The sequence below is a fragment of the Lutimaribacter saemankumensis genome, assembly GCF_900100005.1.
Lineage (GTDB): Bacteria > Pseudomonadota > Alphaproteobacteria > Rhodobacterales > Rhodobacteraceae > Lutimaribacter > Lutimaribacter saemankumensis.
Genome location: NZ_FNEB01000010.1, coordinates 22,439 through 38,229 on the forward strand (window position 1 = coordinate 22,439; position 15,791 = coordinate 38,229).

At 64.5% G+C, this 15,791-nt stretch carries 18 protein-coding genes; 6 read left to right on the top strand and 12 right to left on the bottom strand.

What is annotated here, in order from left to right; genetic code table 11:
- Window positions 1-25: 25 nt before the first annotated feature.
- The 6 genes from BLT50_RS16250 to yajC form a co-directional block, all read right to left on the bottom strand.
- A complete protein-coding gene (locus tag BLT50_RS16250; protein WP_090029901.1) occupies window positions 26-1,030 on the bottom strand; it encodes a DctP family TRAP transporter solute-binding subunit in 1,005 nt (334 codons plus the stop codon).
- 270 nt (window positions 1,031-1,300) lie between these two features.
- On the bottom strand, window positions 1,301-1,654 hold the full coding sequence (locus BLT50_RS16255) for an Mth938-like domain-containing protein (protein WP_090029902.1): 354 nt from the start codon (window positions 1,652-1,654) through the stop codon (window positions 1,301-1,303).
- A 4-nt stretch (window positions 1,655-1,658) separates the two neighbouring features.
- A complete protein-coding gene (locus tag BLT50_RS16260; protein ID WP_090029904.1) occupies window positions 1,659-2,411 on the bottom strand; it encodes a sulfite exporter TauE/SafE family protein in 753 nt (250 codons plus the stop codon).
- Window positions 2,404-3,372, bottom strand: a complete 969-nt coding sequence (gene secF, locus BLT50_RS16265; protein WP_090029907.1) for a protein translocase subunit SecF — start codon at window positions 3,370-3,372, stop codon at window positions 2,404-2,406. Before secF ends, BLT50_RS16260 begins: the two co-directional genes overlap by 8 nt.
- Before the next feature lies 1 nt (window position 3,373).
- On the bottom strand, window positions 3,374-5,038 hold the full coding sequence (gene secD, locus BLT50_RS16270; protein WP_090029909.1) for a protein translocase subunit SecD: 1,665 nt from the start codon (window positions 5,036-5,038) through the stop codon (window positions 3,374-3,376).
- 46 nt (window positions 5,039-5,084) lie between these two features.
- The gene (gene yajC / locus BLT50_RS16275) at window positions 5,085-5,369 is read right to left on the bottom strand and encodes a preprotein translocase subunit YajC (protein WP_090029911.1); all 285 of its coding nucleotides are present in this window, start codon (window positions 5,367-5,369) and stop codon (window positions 5,085-5,087) included.
- Window positions 5,370-5,609: 240 nt separating this feature from the next.
- Between yajC and serS the strand changes: the two genes are divergently transcribed.
- Window positions 5,610-6,902, top strand: coding sequence for a serine--tRNA ligase (gene serS / locus BLT50_RS16280; protein ID WP_090029913.1), 1,293 nt, complete (start codon window positions 5,610-5,612; stop codon window positions 6,900-6,902).
- A 77-nt stretch (window positions 6,903-6,979) separates the two neighbouring features.
- Here serS and BLT50_RS16285 read toward each other — a convergent pair whose 3' ends face one another.
- Together BLT50_RS16285 and BLT50_RS16290 are read right to left on the bottom strand one after the other, a co-directional pair.
- Entirely contained in the window at window positions 6,980-7,216 is a 237-nt protein-coding gene (locus BLT50_RS16285; RefSeq protein ID WP_090030101.1) for an EF-hand domain-containing protein, read from the bottom strand.
- A gap of 353 nt (window positions 7,217-7,569) precedes the next feature.
- Window positions 7,570-8,466 carry a hypothetical protein gene (locus BLT50_RS16290; RefSeq protein WP_090029915.1) on the bottom strand — a complete coding sequence of 299 codons (897 nt, stop codon included), beginning with the start codon at window positions 8,464-8,466 and terminating at the stop codon, window positions 7,570-7,572.
- A gap of 124 nt (window positions 8,467-8,590) precedes the next feature.
- Here BLT50_RS16290 and BLT50_RS16295 point away from each other — a divergent pair, with 124 nt between their 5' ends.
- The 5 genes from BLT50_RS16295 to BLT50_RS16315 all read left to right on the top strand — a co-directional run bounded on the left by BLT50_RS16295 (window position 8,591) and on the right by BLT50_RS16315 (window position 12,449).
- A complete protein-coding gene (locus tag BLT50_RS16295; RefSeq protein ID WP_090029916.1) occupies window positions 8,591-9,532 on the top strand; it encodes a nucleoside hydrolase in 942 nt (313 codons plus the stop codon).
- Window positions 9,529-9,978, top strand: a complete 450-nt coding sequence (locus BLT50_RS16300) for a GNAT family N-acetyltransferase (protein WP_245723425.1) — start codon at window positions 9,529-9,531, stop codon at window positions 9,976-9,978. The genes BLT50_RS16295 and BLT50_RS16300 overlap by 4 nt, the downstream gene beginning before the upstream one ends.
- Before the next feature lie 74 nt (window positions 9,979-10,052).
- On the top strand, window positions 10,053-10,445 hold the full coding sequence (locus tag BLT50_RS16305; RefSeq protein ID WP_090030103.1) for a GNAT family N-acetyltransferase: 393 nt from the start codon (window positions 10,053-10,055) through the stop codon (window positions 10,443-10,445).
- Between the two features lie 28 nt (window positions 10,446-10,473).
- Window positions 10,474-11,895: a protein adenylyltransferase SelO gene (locus BLT50_RS16310; protein WP_090029918.1), complete on the top strand. Its 1,422-nt coding sequence runs from the start codon at window positions 10,474-10,476 to the stop codon at window positions 11,893-11,895.
- 65 nt (window positions 11,896-11,960) lie between these two features.
- On the top strand, window positions 11,961-12,449 hold the full coding sequence (locus BLT50_RS16315) for a DUF2059 domain-containing protein (RefSeq protein ID WP_090029920.1): 489 nt from the start codon (window positions 11,961-11,963) through the stop codon (window positions 12,447-12,449).
- A gap of 5 nt (window positions 12,450-12,454) precedes the next feature.
- Here BLT50_RS16315 and lpxB read toward each other — a convergent pair whose 3' ends face one another.
- The 4 genes from lpxB to fabZ are packed head-to-tail and all read right to left on the bottom strand — an operon-like array spanning window position 12,455 to window position 15,769.
- A complete protein-coding gene (lpxB, locus tag BLT50_RS16320; RefSeq protein WP_090030107.1) occupies window positions 12,455-13,615 on the bottom strand; it encodes a lipid-A-disaccharide synthase in 1,161 nt (386 codons plus the stop codon).
- Complete coding sequence (locus BLT50_RS16325; protein ID WP_090029922.1) at window positions 13,612-14,508, bottom strand: LpxI family protein; 897 nt, start codon at window positions 14,506-14,508, stop codon at window positions 13,612-13,614. The genes lpxB and BLT50_RS16325 overlap by 4 nt, the downstream gene beginning before the upstream one ends.
- Window positions 14,509-14,512: 4 nt before the next feature.
- A complete protein-coding gene (gene lpxA, locus BLT50_RS16330) occupies window positions 14,513-15,298 on the bottom strand; it encodes an acyl-ACP--UDP-N-acetylglucosamine O-acyltransferase (protein ID WP_090029924.1) in 786 nt (261 codons plus the stop codon).
- A 6-nt stretch (window positions 15,299-15,304) separates the two neighbouring features.
- On the bottom strand, window positions 15,305-15,769 hold the full coding sequence (gene fabZ / locus BLT50_RS16335; RefSeq protein ID WP_090029926.1) for a 3-hydroxyacyl-ACP dehydratase FabZ: 465 nt from the start codon (window positions 15,767-15,769) through the stop codon (window positions 15,305-15,307).
- Between the last annotated feature and the right edge of the window lie 22 nt (window positions 15,770-15,791).

A 15,791-nucleotide genomic window follows, 5' to 3' on the forward strand; every position in this document is an offset into this window, starting at 1 on the left:
CGGGCCGTCCGGCATGTGCCGGGCCTTAGTGCTTGGCGTTGATCGCCTGGGCCGCGTCGATGTTGTCCTGGCCCACGTCGTCCTTGAACTGCTCCCACACGGGCTTCATCGCGTCGACCCACATGGCGCGCTGTTCAGGCGTCAGTGTGCGGACGGTGCCGCCGGCATCGATGATGGCCTGCTTGGCCTCTTCGTTCACCTTGGTCGATTCCGCGTTACGCGCTTCGGTCACTTCGCGCAGGATGGTGCCGAGCTGCTCACGCACGTCGGCATCCAGGCTTTCCCACCAGTCCACGTTGGTCACGACCAGGTAGTCGATGATGCCGTGGTTGGTTTCGGTCGTGCCGTCCTGCACCTCAAAGAATTTCTGGCCGTAGATGTTCGACCAGGTGTTTTCCTGACCGTCCACAACGCCGGTCTGCAAAGCGCCGTACACTTCCGAGAAGGCCATCGGCTGCGGGCTGCCGCCCAGCGCCGCCATCTGCGCCTTGAGAACGTCCGAGTTCTGCACGCGGAATTTCAGGCCGTTGGCGTCGGTCGGCTCGATCAGAGGCTTGTTGGCCGACATCTGCTTCATGCCGTTATGCCAGAACTGCAGACCCAGCAGGCCGCGGCGGGTCATCGATTCCTTCATCGCCTGGCCGGTTTCCGAGGTCTGGAACTCGTCCACGGCGTCGATGTTCTTGAACATGAACGGCAGGTCGAAGATGCGGAACTGCTTGGTGAACTGCTCGAATTTCGACAGTGACGGCGCGGCCAGCTGCACGTCGCCCTGCAGCATCGCCTCGAGCACCTGGTCATCGTTGTAAAGCGTCGAGTTCGGGAAGACCTCCATGCAGGCCTTGCCGTTCATCTCGTCGTTCACGCGCTGTTGCAGCAGCGACGCCGCGATCCCCTTGGGGTGGCGGTCGGTGTTGGTGACGTGGCTGAACTTGATGACGATCTCGCCGTCGTCACATGCAGCGGTCGCGGTTTGCGCGGTGGCGGTCATCGCCAGCGCCATTGCGGCGGTGGTCAAAAACTTTTTCATCTGTCTCCTCCCAAGTCTCGAGACGTTACATTCGGCGCGCCAGAGACCCCGGCGCGCGCTGCGGGAAGAGTTGCCAAGGACGCGGCATCGCTCAAGGGAATGTGAGATTCGCCGGCAATATGGGCGAAATGCAGCTTTTTTCAGCAGGTTAGAATGTGCGCAGTTGCAGGCATGCCGGGCGCACCGCACGGGATGTGCGAAAACCCGCACAGCAAACCGCGCGGTTTGTGCGGGATTCCGCACAGTTTTGCATATGGGCGATTCTAGACTTCAGACCGGAAGGGCCGCCAGCGCGACGCGCCGGCCCTCGGACAAAAGCACGTTGTATGTCCGGCACGCCGCCGGCGACGACATGACCTCGACCCCCAGCCCCAGATCTTCCAGGCGGGCGCGCAAAGCAGCCGGCGCGTGCGCGATGTCGCCGCCCATCCCCAGAAAGACGACATCCACCTGCCCTGCCAGCGCTTCGAGCGGGGACGGATCGTCCAGTCCGGCCCAGCCTTGCGCACGTTCGGAGGTCGCGATCATCGCGCCTTTGATGACCCGTCCGTCGATGCGGAAAAAGCCGGGGCCGTAGCCTTCGACCGGCACGGCGCTGTCATATCGGATCTCGTGCATTTCCATCGGATCAGTCCCAAAGTGGCAGGCCGCTGATCGCAGCGGCAATGGTTATGGCGTAGGCGGCCCCACGATAAACACGAGCGCGGTCTGGATGAAACACCCGCGCCCCCAGAATATTTCCGGCGATGTTCGGCAGCGCCATCAGCAAGCCCAATACGACCGGCACCGCCTCGAGCCGGCCCTGAAGGCCCAGCAGCGCCAGCAGCATCAGGTCATAGGCATAAAGATAGAGCATCGTGTTCGCGCGGATCAGCGCGGGCGGATTCGGCCCTGCCATGTAAAGCAGGATCACCGGCGGCCCTGGCAGGCCGGCCACTCCGCCCAGGAATCCCGATGCGCCTCCGGTGCCTGTCAACAAAGGCCGGGACATGGGGCCATGGTAGCGCAGCCCGAGGCTGAGAACGATTGGTGCGGCAATGGCCAGCAGCGACACCGCATAACGAAACGCTTCGGGCGACACACGAACCAGGATCGCCAGCCCGAGAGGCAGGCAGACAACGGCCCCCAGCAACAGCCAGCCAACCTGGGCCGCCGCGCCGTCGCGCCACGCGCGCGGCAGGTTCGGTGCCGGGCCAAACATATCCATCACGACAAGGATCGTGATCACCCAGATCGGAGGCACCACCTGCCCTGCCAGCGGAATGAAGATCAGCGCGGTTCCAAACCCAGAAAACCCGCGCACGATGCCTGACAGGACGGCACCAAGGACGATCAGCCACAGGCCCTCGAGCGTGAGGGCCTGCGACAGGATGTCAGGCATCGATATTGGCGTATTGGTTACCGGCGGTGTTGTCCGGTTTGTTCCAGTCGCGCTTGACCCCAAGGCGGAGCAACAGGGCCGACGCCACGAAGATCGAGCTGTAGGTGCCCACGATCACGCCCCAGATCATCGCGAAGACAAAGCCGCGGATCACGTCGCCGCCAAGGATGAACAGCGCGATCAGCGCGATCAGCGTGGTGACCGATGTCATCATGGTCCGGCTGAGCGTTTCGTTGATCGACTGGTTCAACACTTCTTTCAGCGGCGTCTGCTTGTATTTGCGCAGGTTTTCCCGAACGCGGTCGAACACGACCACCGTGTCGTTCAGCGAATAGCCGACAATGGTCAGCAGTGCCGCGATGATCGCAAGGTCGAACCGGATCTGCAGCTCCGAGAAGATGCCGATCGTCAGAATGACGTCGTGCACCAGCGCGGCGACCGCACCCAGCGCGAACTGCCATTCGAACCGCAGCCAGATGTAGACCAGCACCGCGCCAATCGCGAGAACGACCGCGATGATGGCCGTCTGGATCAACTCGCCGGACACTTTCGGGCCCACCGACTCGACGCTGACAAAGCGGATATCGGGCGCGAAGGTCGCCAACGCGTCCTCGACCTGCTGGACGGTTTCGGGGCTGACCGCCTCTTGGCCGTCCTGGGCCTGGATGCGGATCATCGCGACGTTCTGATCGTCGGCGAATGTGGGATCGAACACCTCGGTGATGGTGATGTCGCCCAGCCCCAGCGGCGCGACAGCATCACGATAGGCGCCGACATCGACCGGCGTCGGGCTTTCTGTGCGGATCGTCGTGCCGCCGCGGAAGTCGATACCGTAGTTGAGCCCCTGCACCAGGAAGGATCCAAAGGCGATCACGACCATGACGGCCGATATGCCCAGCCAGAGCTTGGAGCGCGAAAAGAAATCCCAGTTGGTGATTTCGGGAACGAGTCTCAGGCGCATATCACACCTCCAGCGTTTTGGGGCGGCGGCGCTCGAACCACATGGCAACAAGCAACCGGGTGACGAAGAAGGCGGTGAATACGGACGTGATGATGCCCAGGCCAAGCGTGATGGCAAAGCCGCGCACCGGGCCGGACCCCATGACATAGAGGATCACGGCGGTGATGAAGGTGGTAATGTTGGCGTCAACGATCGCGCTCATTGCCTTTTCATAGCCAAGCTCGATCGCGCGGGCCGGACCTCGTGCTGTCTTCAACTCTTCGCGGATACGCTCGAACACCAGAACGTTGGCGTCGACCGCCATCCCGATGGTCAGGACGATGCCGGCGATGCCCGGCAGGGTCAGTGTCGCCCCGATCAGGCTGAGCAGCCCGAAAATCAGCGCGACGTTCACCATCAGCGCGATATTCGCGAACACGCCGAAGGTGCCATAGCTGAGGAACATGAACACTAGCACGGCGATACCCGCCACGATACACGCGACGGTGCCCGCCTCGATGCTGTCGGCGCCAAGTTCCGGGCCGATCGTCCGCTCTTCGAGGAATTCCAGCCCCGCCGGCAGGGCGCCCGCGCGCAGCAGAACGGCGAGGTTGGTCGATTCCTCGACCGTGAAATTGCCGGTGATGATACCCGATCCGCCTGGGATGTGGCTCTGGATCACGGGGGCGCTGATAACCTCGTTGTCCAGCACGATGGCGAAGGGACTGCCGATGTTCTCGGCGGTGTAATCGCCGAACCGGCGCGCGCCGGTCGGATCGAAACGGAAATTCACCGCCGGGCGGCCGTTCTGGTCGAATGTCGGCTGTGCGTCCACCAGTTCCTCGCCGGTGACGACCGCGGCCTCTTCCAGCACGTAATAGACATCGTCCTCGTCCATGGCGGGCAGCAATTCGTTGCCCGGCCCCGGAGGCATGTCGGCATTGGTGGTGCGCGTCACGACCGGTTGAAAGGTCAACTGCGCGGTGGTGCCGATGATTTCCTTCAGTTCGGCCGCGCTGCCGATGCCGGGCACCTGGATCAGGATGCGGTCGGACCCCTGCCGCTGGATCGTGGGCTCGCGGGTGCCGACCTCGTCGATGCGGCGGCGGATGATTTCCAGCGCCTGCGCCACCGTGCGCTGGTCCATGGCAAGGCGTTCGGCCTCGGACAGGCGAATGACCACGTCCGGGCCTTCGACCGTCACCTCGATATCGCTGGCGCCGGCACCCGTCATGCTGACGACCGGGCGGGACAGGCCGCGCACAAGCGCCGCGGCTTCGGCGGCCATGTCGGGCTTTTCGTTCAGGCGGATGCGCAGTTCCTCGGCGTTGCTGTCCTGCAGGCGGAACGTGCCGATGCGGCCGCGTTCCTCGCGCAGAAGGGCCAGAACCTCGGGCCACATCGCCTTGATCCGCGTTTCGTAGACATCGGCGACCTGGACCTCGGCCAGCAGGTGCGCGCCGCCGCGCAGGTCGAGCCCGAGGTTGACCAGCCCCGAGGGCAGGAACGAGGGCCACAGGCTTGCCTGCTCTTGCAGCCCTTCGGCGGTGGCGCCGGTTTCCAGAGCGGCCCGCGCGTCGTTCGAAGTTTCAACCCGCGTGTAGAACGCGTTGGGCAGCGCCAGAAGCAGACCGAGGGCCACGAGGCCCCAGATCACCACCCGTTTCCATAGTTCAATCTGCAACATGGCCGTGCCTGCTGTCTTGGCGCCGCTGTCCGGCGCGGGGGGCGGTTTACTTGGCTTCGGCGGGTTCGGTCTTGTTTAGAACCTGCGCGATGGTCGACTTGACGACGCGAACGCGCACGCCCTCGGCCAGTTCCACCTCGATTTCGTTGTCTTCCTTGACCTTGCTGACCTTGCCGATCAGCCCGCCCTGCGTGACCACCTGGTCGCCCCGGCGCAGCGCCTCGACCATTTGCTGGTGGTCCTTCAGCTTTTTCTGCTGGGGCCGGATCAGCAGGAAATACATGATCGCGAAGATCAGAATGAGGGGGATGAACTGGCCAAAGGCTTCCATCTGGGGCTTCCTTGTCTGCAATGGGATCGCGCCGCCGGACGCGGCGTGAAAGTTGGCGGGAACCTATGTGCGCGCATGGGGTTTTGCAAGACGAAGTGGGCCTGCGCGCTGCGACGAAAAGCCAAACCGCGCACTACCGGCCGCATCCGTCCATATCGGGCCCGCCGCATCCCCCTTTCCCCGCCCTGCGAAATCGGGCAATAGGGGCGCGACCTGATCAAAGCCAAGGGAACCAGACCCATGCATGACATCCGTGCCATCCGCGAAAATCCTGCCGCACTGGACGCGGCGCTTGCGCGTCGCGGGGCAGAGCCGGCGTCGTCGCACGTTCTGGCGCTGGACGAAAAAAGGCGCACGGTCATCCATGCCGCGGAAACCGCGCAGGCCGAGCAGAACAAGGCCAGCAAGGAAGTGGGCGCCGCCAAGGCCAAGGGCGACGAGGCCGAATTCGAACGCCTGCGCGCGCTCGTGGCCGAGAAAAAGGCCGAGGTCGCCGCGATGCAGAGCCAGGCCAAGGAGCTGGATGCGGAACTGACCGCGTTCCTGATGACGCTGCCCAACACGCCCCTTGCCGACGTGCCCGATGGCGCGGACGAAGACGACAACGTCGAAATCCGCCGCTGGGGCACCCCGCGCGAATTCACATTCGCCCCCAAGGAACATTACGAGCTTGAAGGCGTCAAACCGGGGATGGATTTCGAAACGGCCGCAAAGCTTTCCGGCTCGCGTTTCGTCGTGCTGTCCGCGGGCGTTGCCCGTATCCACCGGGCGCTGGCGCAGTTCATGATCGACCATCATGTCGAAAACAACGGGCTGTCGGAAACCTGGACGCCCGTTCTGGTGCGCGACGAGATGATGCAGGGCACCGGGCAATTGCCGAAATTCGGCGAAGACAGCTATCAGACCACGAATGGCTGGTGGCTGGTGCCCACGGCCGAGGTGACGCTGACCAACATCGTCAACGGCATGACGGTCGAAGAAAGCTACCTGCCCCGCCGCTATGTCGCGCATACGCAGTGCTTCCGATCCGAGGCGGGCAGCGCGGGCAAGGACACCGCCGGGATGCTGCGTCAGCACCAGTTCGAAAAGGTCGAGATGGTCAGCGTCACCCATCCCGACCAAAGCCTGAACGAACATGACCGCATGACGAAATGCGCCGAAGGCGTGCTCGAAGCCCTGGGTCTGCCGTACCGCACGGTGGTTCTGTGCACCGGCGACATGGGGTTCGGCGCGCAAAAGACCCACGATATCGAGGTCTGGCTGCCGGGGCAGAACACCTATCGCGAGATCAGCTCGGTCTCGGTTTGCGGCGATTTCCAGGCGCGGCGCATGAATGCGCGGTTCAAGCCCGCGGATGGCGGCAAGCCGCAATTCCTGCACACGCTGAACGGATCGGGCCTGGCCGTGGGCCGCGCGCTGATCGCGGTGCTGGAAAACGGCCAGCAAGAGGACGGATCGGTCGACCTGCCCGAGGCGCTCTACCCCTACCTGCGGGGCAAGACGCGGCTTGCGGCCGACGGTACGCTGACCTGACCGGACACACCCACCAATTAGATGGCCCCCGGCGCAACACGCCGGGGGCCTTTTTGTTCCGTGAGTGATTAAGGCGGTCAGCCTTCGCTGGGGATCATCCCGGCGTCCTTGGCCATCGCCAGTTCATCCGCATCGATCTCACCGTCGCCGTTTGCATCCATTTCGGCAAAGGCGTCTTCGCTCACATCGGGGTGTGCGGCGCTGATCTCGTTGTACGAGTAGGTTCCGTTGCCATCGGCATCGACCAGCGGCGTTTCCGCCAGAAGCGGGGTGGCCAGCAGTGCGGGCAGGATGATCAGAGCAGTCTTTTTCATGTCACGTTCCTCCATGAGTGGTGTGAACGGCAGCCTGTGCCGCCGATGACCCGGATATTCACGTGATGGAGTGATTTTTCAAATGACGGCAAAGACTTAACCGGCATTATTCGACCGATGGCCTGGCGACTTTCTGCACATTGAAGAAACAGGCCGCCGGATATTCTGCGCTTTGGCCGGTGCGGCCGCAGACGGGATCGCCAAATTTTCGTGGCGCCATCATGAGTTGCACCCCCCACGCCTCGGTTGCGCGAATGTCAATCGGGTGAACCAGGCCCGCCCCGCCAGCACGCGGCCAATTGCCTAAACCGGAGCCGGACGCGCAAAAGCCTGCCTGCGGGTCCGGGCGGCCATCAATCCCCGGCCGAATCGACCAGAGTCAATCCGGGCATCGCGCGCAACCGATCGAGGTCGGCATGATAGCGGTCGCGCAGTTTCTGCCGGTCGGTCGCGGCGAATTCCGCCAGGCCCAGCGTGTCGCGGGCGCCCGCATGGCGTTCCATGATCTCGTGAAACGCCTCTTTCGATAGGGTTTCCCCCGCGTGATAGCGGCGCTGCAACTCCTCCAGCGCCGCATCCGTCGGGCTGCGGTTCAATTGGCGATCGGGTTCGGCCAGACTGTCCTTGGCGATGTCGGGCAATAGCCGTGCCACAAGGCTGCGGCTGCTGCCCCGCGCGGGATAAGTCAGAACTGTCAGTTTTGCGGGTTTCAGATACGCCTGAAAAACGGCCATCAATTCGGGCCAGCCTTCGTCCACCTGCATCAGGCCGGGAATGACCTCGTGAAATGGATCGACGGGAATATCCTCGGCCCGCTTGCGATAGGCGGAGACGAACAATTCGTCATAGGGCCGCACGACATAGATCAGATGCGCCACCGGCCCAGGCAGCGCCTGGGCCAGGATGCGCGCGCGGATTTCCTTGGCGGGATAGAACTTGCCTTGCGTGAAATGCAGCATGCGGCCGGGGATGTTTTCCTCGGACAGGACAAGGCGGCTCCGTCCCTGCCGCCGCTTGTCGATCTCGGCGCGGGCCGGCTCGATGAACCCCTTGGCCTTTTTCAGGCCGTGGCGCGGGCTGGGCAACTTCATCTTCAGCTTGCCGCCGGGGATACCGTCGCGCCCGGGATAGGCCAGATCACAACCTGCGTCCCGCAGAAGATCGGCGTTCCGGTCCAGGCACATCTGAAAGCTGCTTGTGCCGGTGCGATGTGCGCCCGCATGCAGGTAAACCCGAACCTCGTCCGCCATCTATTCCCCCGGCCTTTTTGGTCTTTGGCGCAGAATGGGCGGAAATGGGCCGGGGCGCAATCGGCGGTTATGGACAAGGCCGGTTCGGGTTGCCACTGTCCCGCAAACGACTTAGGGACCGCGCATGTCAGCCAGAAAGATCATCATCGACACCGATCCCGGCCAGGATGACGCCGTCGCGATCCTGCTGGCGCTCGCCAGCCCCGACGAGATCGAAGTTCTGGGCGTCACTGCCGTTGCCGGCAACGTGCCCCTTCACCTGACCGAGCGCAACGCGCGCATGGTGTGCGAACTGGCCGGGCGCCCGGACATGCGGGTTTTCGCCGGGTGCGACCGCCCGCTCGGGCGCGAGTTGGTGACAGCCGAACATGTGCACGGAAAGTCCGGGCTGGATGGCCCCACCCTGCCCGAGCCGACAATGCCGCTGCAAGACGACCATGCGGTCGATTTCATTATCGACACCCTGCGCAACGAACCGCCCGGCACCGTCACGTTGTGCCCACTGGGGCCGCTGACGAATATCGCCGTGGCGTTCGAAAAGGCCCCCGATATCGCAGAGCGCGTGGCGGAAGTCGTGCTGATGGGGGGCGCCTATTTCGAGGTGGGCAACATCACGCCCGCGGCCGAGTTCAACATCTATGTCGACCCCCAGGCCGCGAAGATCGTTTTCAAATCCGGCGCCAGGCTGACCGTCATGCCGCTGGACGTGACGCACAAGGCGCTGGTGACCAAGCCGCGCAACGACGCCTTTCGCGCGCTTGGCACGCCGGTCGGCATGGCCGTGGCGCAGATGACGGATTTCTTCGAACGGTTCGACCGTGAAAAATACGGCAGCGCCGGCGCGCCGCTGCACGATCCATGCGTGACGGCCTACCTGATCCGGCCCGATCTCTTTTCCGGCCGGCATATCAACGTCGAAATCGAAACCCAGTCCGATCTGACCATGGGCATGACCGTCGCCGACTGGTGGCGGGTATCGGGGCGCGCACCCAACGCGATGTTCATGGGCGACATCGATGCCGACGGGTTCTTTGCCCTGCTGACGGAAAGGCTGGCCCGCCTGTGACCGCTCTTCACATCGCAAGCATAGAAGACCTTCCGCGCCTGTTGCCGATGGTAGCGGCCTATCACGCCGAAGAAGGCATCCAGAGCGACGAGGCGCATCTGACCGCCGCGCTGACACCGCTTCTGGAAGGCACTCCGCTTGGCGTTGCCTACCTTATCGGGCCGCGCCGCAGCCCCGTGGGGTATATCGTGATTTCCTTCGGCTATTCGGTCGAACTTGGCGGAATCGACGGGGTGATCGATGAATTCTGGATCCGCCCTCCGGTGCGTGGTCGCGGCATGGGCATGGATGTGCTTCTGGGGCTTGTGCCGGCGCTGGCCCAGCATGGGTTGTGCGGGCTGTCGCTCGAGGTCGACCGCGAAAACACCCGCGCGCAACGGCTCTATACCCGCGCGGGTTTCCGGCTGCGCGACAAGTACAGCCTGATGACGCGGGTTCTGCGGTGAGGATCGGCCCCGCGCCGGAAGAATTCGGCAACTGGGACGGATTGCTGTCGCTGATCCTGGAAAGTTTTGCCTATATGGAAGGCCGGATCGACCCGCCATCCTCTGCCCTGCGCCTGACGCCGCAGGCGCTGGCCCACCGCGCCCGGGCGGAACACCTGTATCTCGCGACCGGGGACAACGCATTGCTGGGCTGCGCCTTTTTCGCGCCGCAGGGCAATGCGCTCTATATCGGAAAGCTGGCGGTGTCCCCCGGCGCGCAGCGGCGCGGCGTCGGTGCGCGGCTTGTCGCGGCGGCCGAAGCGTTGGCCCGCGATCTGAACCTGCGCTGCCTGCGGCTGGAAACCCGGATCGAGCTGACGGGCAATCATGCGGCCTTTGCCCGGATGGGTTTCGAAAAGGTCGGGGAAAAGGCGCATCCCGGTTTTGCGCGGCCGACCTCGATCACGATGGAAAAACCGCTCTGGTAAAGATGCGCATCGTGGTTATCTTTGCGCCATGACCCTGCATGTGCCCTTCGACAACACCTATGCCGCCCTGCCCGACCGGTTTTTCACCCGGCAGGCCCCCGAACCCGTGGGCACCCCCCGCCTGATCCGGTTCAACACCGCGCTGGCCGAAGAGCTGGGCATAGAGCCGGGCACACCCGACGAAATGGCACGGGTATTTTCCGGCAATGAAATTCCCCAAGGCGCGACGCCGCTGGCCCAGGCCTATGCCGGGCATCAGTTCGGCGGGTTTTCCCCGCAGCTTGGCGATGGCCGCGCGATCCTGCTGGGCGAGGTCGTGGACCGCGCGGGCCGGCGGCGCGACATCCAGCTCAAGGGTGCGGGGCGCACCCCCTATTCGCGGATGGGTGACGGACGGGCATGGCTGGGCCCGGTCCTGCGCGAATACGTGCTGAGCGAGGCGATGCACGCGCTTGGCATCCCGACGACGCGCGCACTGGTGGCCGTCGCCACGGGCGATCCGGTTTATCGCGAACAGGGCGCGCTCCCCGGTGCGGTGCTGACGCGTGTCGCCGCCAGCCATATCCGTGTGGGCACATTCGAATTCTTCGCCGCGCGCCGCGATCTGGACGCGCTGAAGGCGCTTTATGCCTATACCCGTGACCGGCATTACCCGGAGGCGGGCGATCCTGGCGAACTGCTCGAGGCGGTGATCGACCGGCAGGCCGCGCTGGTGGCGGACTGGATGTCCATCGGGTTCATCCACGGCGTGATGAACACCGACAACACCACGCTGTCGGGCGAAACCATCGATTACGGGCCCGCGGCCTACATGGATGCCTACCATCCGGTCACGGTCTATTCCTCGATCGACCGCTACGGGCGCTACGCGTTCGACAACCAGGCGCAGATCATCGCGTGGAACCTGGCGCAGCTTGCCTCGGCGCTGGTGCCGCTGATGCCCGACCAGGACGATGCGATCCAGGTGTTCACCCGCATGATCCATGCCATGCCCACCCGTGTCGAAGGGGAACGGCGGCGGCGCTTTCGCGCCAAGCTGGGCCTTGCGACGCATCAGGGCGGGGACACGGCCCTGATCGACGACCTGCTGAAACTGATGCAGGACCACGGCGCCGATTTCACCAACACGTTCCGGGGCCTTGCCGACGGCTCTGCCCGCGACCAGTTCACCGATACGGCCGCTTTCGATGCCTGGGAACCGCGCTGGAAGGCCCGGATCGCGGACGAGGCCGATCCCGATGGCCTCATGCGGCGCACCAACCCTGCCTTCATCCCGCGCAATCACCGGGTGGAGCAGATGATCGCCGCCGCCACGCGCGGGGACTATGCCCCGTTCGAACGGCTTCTCGACGTGCTTTCCCGTCCGTTCGACGACCAACCCGATGCCGCCGACCTGCGCCTGCCCCCCGAACCGCATGAAGAAGTGAAACAGACCTTTTGCGGCACCTGAGATTGCGTGGGCGCACGGGGCAGCCTAGGCTTGCCGACGTAATTACCGGTACAAGGAACGGCCCCATGACCCGAACCCTGCGTATGATCGCTTTTTCCATCTCTCTCGCCGTGGCGGGGCCCGTGCTGGCACAGGATGCCGATTACGACGCCAGGCTGGCCGCAGCCCACGAATACGTCGAAGCGTCGATGCAGGATGTGGAAATGCCGCGCATCATCGAACAGATGTGGCGTGGCGCCCTGCCCCAGTTCCAGCAGATCGCGGGCGGCCCGTTGTCCGAGCAGCAAGAGGCCGATCTGCAGGCGCTGTACATGGAAGTCTACGAACAGCCGATGCGCGACGTGATGCGCGAACAGGACAAGCTGATGGCGGACTTGCTGACGCTTGAGGAAATCATCGCCCTGCGCGATTTCTATGCCACACCCGAAGGCCGGTCGGTGCTGCGCAAGCTGCCGGACATACTGGCCCGTCAGCAACCCCAGATCATGGCCCTTGTCCAGGAATCGCTGCCCGCCATCCTTCCTCGGATCATGGAAATCCTCAAACCGCAATAACGGCGTCAGGGTTCGGTGCCGAGCCCCGAAAGCACGGCCGTCGCGGCGCGTATGCCGGGATCGGCCTGCCCGCGCCCCAAACGTTCCATCGTCAGGTCCATCGCGTCATGCTGTGCCATTGGATCGGCAAGGACCGCGCGCACGGCCGGCGTGATCAGATCGGCACGGCAGCGCGCCCCGATGAATTCCGGCACAGCGCGGGTGTCCGACACCAAGTTTACCAGCGTCACCGTATCGACCTTGAGCATGCGGCTGATGATCTGCCGGCTGAGCCAGCTCATGTCATAGGCGATGACCATCGGCGTCGCGCTCGCCGCCAGTTCCAGCGACACCGTGCCGGACGCGGCAAGCGCCACGTCCGCCGCCCGGAACGCCGCGCGTTTCTGTGCCGCGAACCCGGCGGCATCCCCCTGCCGCGGATCAAGGACAAGCGGAGGAGTTTTCCAGCCCTTCGTCGCATCCACGATCATGTCGGCGACGTGGGCCACCGCAGGTATGACGACGCGGAGTTGCGGCATGTCCTTGCAGAGCCTGTCGCACACCTGGGAAAAGACCGGCATCAGCCGCCCCACCTCGCCCCGGCGCGATCCGGGCAGCAGCAGCAGTAGCGGCGCGTCCGCAAGCCCGTTGTCAGAACGGAACGACTCGGCCTGCGCATCGCTGGCCACCGGTTCCGACACCACCGGATGGCCGACGAAATCGCAGCGCATGCCGGCGGCCTCCATATAGGGCGGCTCGAACGGGAAAAGCGCCAGAACCTGGTCGATCACCTGCGCCATCTTTTCGGCCCGACCTGCCCGCCAGGCCCAAACCGTCGGGGCCACGTAATGCACCGTTCGAATACGGCTGGCTGCCTTGACGCGTCGCGCGACGCGCAGGCAGAAATCGGGGCTGTCGATCGTGATCAGAACATCGGGCTGCGCATCCAGCACGGCCTGGGCGGTCTGATCGATCCGGCGCTTGAGTTGGCGGTACTTGGGCAGGATTTCCGCCAGGCCCATCACCGACAGTTCCTCCATCGGAAACAGGCTCTGCATACCTTCGGCCTGCATCAACGGGCCGGCCACACCCTGGAACTCGACCGCGCGCAAGGATTTCAGCCCCGCCATGAGAGCCGCGCCCAACTTGTCGCCCGAGGCTTCGCCGGCGATCAGGAAAACCTTCAGCGCACCCACAGGAACATACCCATCGCGTCGAGGATCGCGACGACCTCATGCTGGTCGAGGACGATCACGCCGCCCGCTTCGATCACGATACCGTCCAAACCGGCCTCGGCCGCGCGGCGCGCGGTCTGTGCACCGATCGTCGGCAGGTCGGCACGGCGGTCCTGACCGGGCTTGGGGGCCTTGAACAGGATCGCGCCCGCGCCCGGGGCATCCGGCGCGTCCTCGGTCGTGTTCGACAGCCAGTCGGCCGCCTGCCCGATCATGTCCCCCGCCAGATCGAACGTCCAGGTGATCGGCCCGAAATCGGGCGAACCGCTGCCGCGCGGCATTGCGAGCCGCGCCAGCATCGCATCGGTGCCGGCCTGACCCTCGCGCGCAAGCACCTTGCCGCGCTTGACCACGCAAGCCTGGCCCAGATCCGCGCGCCCCTGGTCCTGCAGCACCTGCAATGCGATCTCGACGTCGTCGCGATGGGTCTGTTGCGGCTGACGCCGGGTCGGCACACCCCGGTCGGGCAGCAATGCGGGCGCCAGGTCATGCGCGGCCCGTATGGTGAACCCGGTCCTTTCCAAAAGCTCCATCACCGCGCGCAAAGCACCGTCATCGCCCTGGTCCAGCGCCTCTTGCAGTACGGGCACCAGCGGCGCGGTTTCCGCGTCCAGCCGGGCCGGGTCGATCTCGGGTCGTTCGATCGATCCGCACAGGCAGATATCGGTGACGCCACGCTCACCCAGCTGCAACAGGAAGCTGCCCAGGGTTTCCAGACGAAAGGTGATGTCGGGCGCCAGGCCGTCGGGTTCGAACCCGTCGAGAGAGCAGACAAGCGGCGGCCGATCCTGCGCCGCGGCCACTGCCGCGGGCAACCGTCCCCGCCCTGCGATCAGCGCAAGCACCGGCCTACCTTGGCGTCAGGAAATGCCGGTCCGAGGCGGCGGTGACGAAATCGACGATCTGGCGCACGTAGTCGCTGCTGGTTTCCTCGCCCAGCCGGCGCGCGCGGTCCTGAAAGGTGCCGTCGCCCTGCGCCAGCATCTGAAAGGCGGCGCGCAAGGCCGTGATGTCCGAGCGCGCCACACCGCGGCGTTTGAGTCCCACGAGGTTCAGCCCGTCCAATTCGCCCCGCGGCCCCTGGACCAGGCCATGCGGGATCACGTCATTGGTAACCATCGACAGCGCGCCGATGATCGCGCCCTGCCCGATGCGCACCCATTGATGCACGCCGGAAAGCCCACCGACGATCACGTCGTCCTCGATCACGCAATGGCCTGCGATGGCCGAGTTGTTGACGATGATCACGCGGTTGCCGACCTGTGCGTCATGGGCGATGTGACAACCTGCCATGAACAGCCCGTCATCGCCGATGCGCGTCACGCCGCCACCGCCCTCGGTGCCCGTATTCATCGTGACATGTTCGCGGATGCGGTTGCGCGCCCCGATTTCAAGCCGCGTCTGTTCACCCCTGAACTTCAGATCCTGCGGGATCTCGCCCACCACGGCAAAAGGAAAGACCACCGAGTCTTCGCCGATCATGGTGTTGCCGGAAATGACGACGTGCGATTTCAGTTCGACCCGATCGCCCAGGCGGGCTTCGGGGCCGACATGGCAGAATGGGCCGATGCGCACATCCGCGCCCAATTCCGCGCCGTCCTCGATCACGGCAGAAGGGTGAATGAGGCTGGCCATGCGGGCTTACTCCTGCGGCAGGTCCATCATCGCGGTGAACTCGGCCTCGGCGGCCATTTCACCATCGACAGTCGCCACGCCCTTGAACTTCCAGACCTTCGCGCCCGGCTTGCCCCGCAGGGTCGTCAGCTCCATCCGCAACTGGTCGCCCGGCACCACCTTGCGGCGGAATTTGCAGCCGTCGATGCCCATGAAGTAAATCAGCAGATCCTTGTCGGCCAAGTCCATGGCCACACCCACCATGACGGCAGCGGTCTGGGCCATCGCCTCGACGATGGTCACACCCGGCATGATCGGCGTGCCGGGGAAATGGCCCTGGAAATGCGGCTCGTTCATCGAAACGTTCTTGAGGCCCACTGCGCTCGACGTCCCGTCGATATCGCTCACGCGGTCCACCAGAAGGAACGGGTAACGATGCGGCAGGATGCGCTGGATCAGTTGGATGTCGGCGCTTTTGAGCGTGTCACTCATGTGGGTGTCCTTGATAAGTGGC

Coding starts and splice junctions, on each gene's coding strand:
- BLT50_RS16250 (WP_090029901.1), bottom strand. CDS start 1,030: ATGAAAAAGTTTTTGACCACCGCCGCAATGGCGCTGGCGATGACCGCC.
- BLT50_RS16255 (WP_090029902.1), bottom strand. CDS start 1,654: ATGGAAATGCACGAGATCCGATATGACAGCGCCGTGCCGGTCGAAGGC.
- BLT50_RS16260 (WP_090029904.1), bottom strand. CDS start 2,411: ATGCCTGACATCCTGTCGCAGGCCCTCACGCTCGAGGGCCTGTGGCTG.
- secF (WP_090029907.1), bottom strand. CDS start 3,372: ATGCGCCTGAGACTCGTTCCCGAAATCACCAACTGGGATTTCTTTTCG.
- secD (WP_090029909.1), bottom strand. CDS start 5,038: ATGTTGCAGATTGAACTATGGAAACGGGTGGTGATCTGGGGCCTCGTG.
- yajC (WP_090029911.1), bottom strand. CDS start 5,369: ATGGAAGCCTTTGGCCAGTTCATCCCCCTCATTCTGATCTTCGCGATC.
- serS (WP_090029913.1), top strand. CDS start 5,610: ATGCATGACATCCGTGCCATCCGCGAAAATCCTGCCGCACTGGACGCG.
- BLT50_RS16285 (WP_090030101.1), bottom strand. CDS start 7,216: ATGAAAAAGACTGCTCTGATCATCCTGCCCGCACTGCTGGCCACCCCG.
- BLT50_RS16290 (WP_090029915.1), bottom strand. CDS start 8,466: ATGGCGGACGAGGTTCGGGTTTACCTGCATGCGGGCGCACATCGCACC.
- BLT50_RS16295 (WP_090029916.1), top strand. CDS start 8,591: ATGTCAGCCAGAAAGATCATCATCGACACCGATCCCGGCCAGGATGAC.
- BLT50_RS16305 (WP_090030103.1), top strand. CDS start 10,053: ATGGAAGGCCGGATCGACCCGCCATCCTCTGCCCTGCGCCTGACGCCG.
- BLT50_RS16310 (WP_090029918.1), top strand. CDS start 10,474: ATGACCCTGCATGTGCCCTTCGACAACACCTATGCCGCCCTGCCCGAC.
- BLT50_RS16315 (WP_090029920.1), top strand. CDS start 11,961: ATGACCCGAACCCTGCGTATGATCGCTTTTTCCATCTCTCTCGCCGTG.
- lpxA (WP_090029924.1), bottom strand. CDS start 15,298: ATGGCCAGCCTCATTCACCCTTCTGCCGTGATCGAGGACGGCGCGGAA.
- fabZ (WP_090029926.1), bottom strand. CDS start 15,769: ATGAGTGACACGCTCAAAAGCGCCGACATCCAACTGATCCAGCGCATC.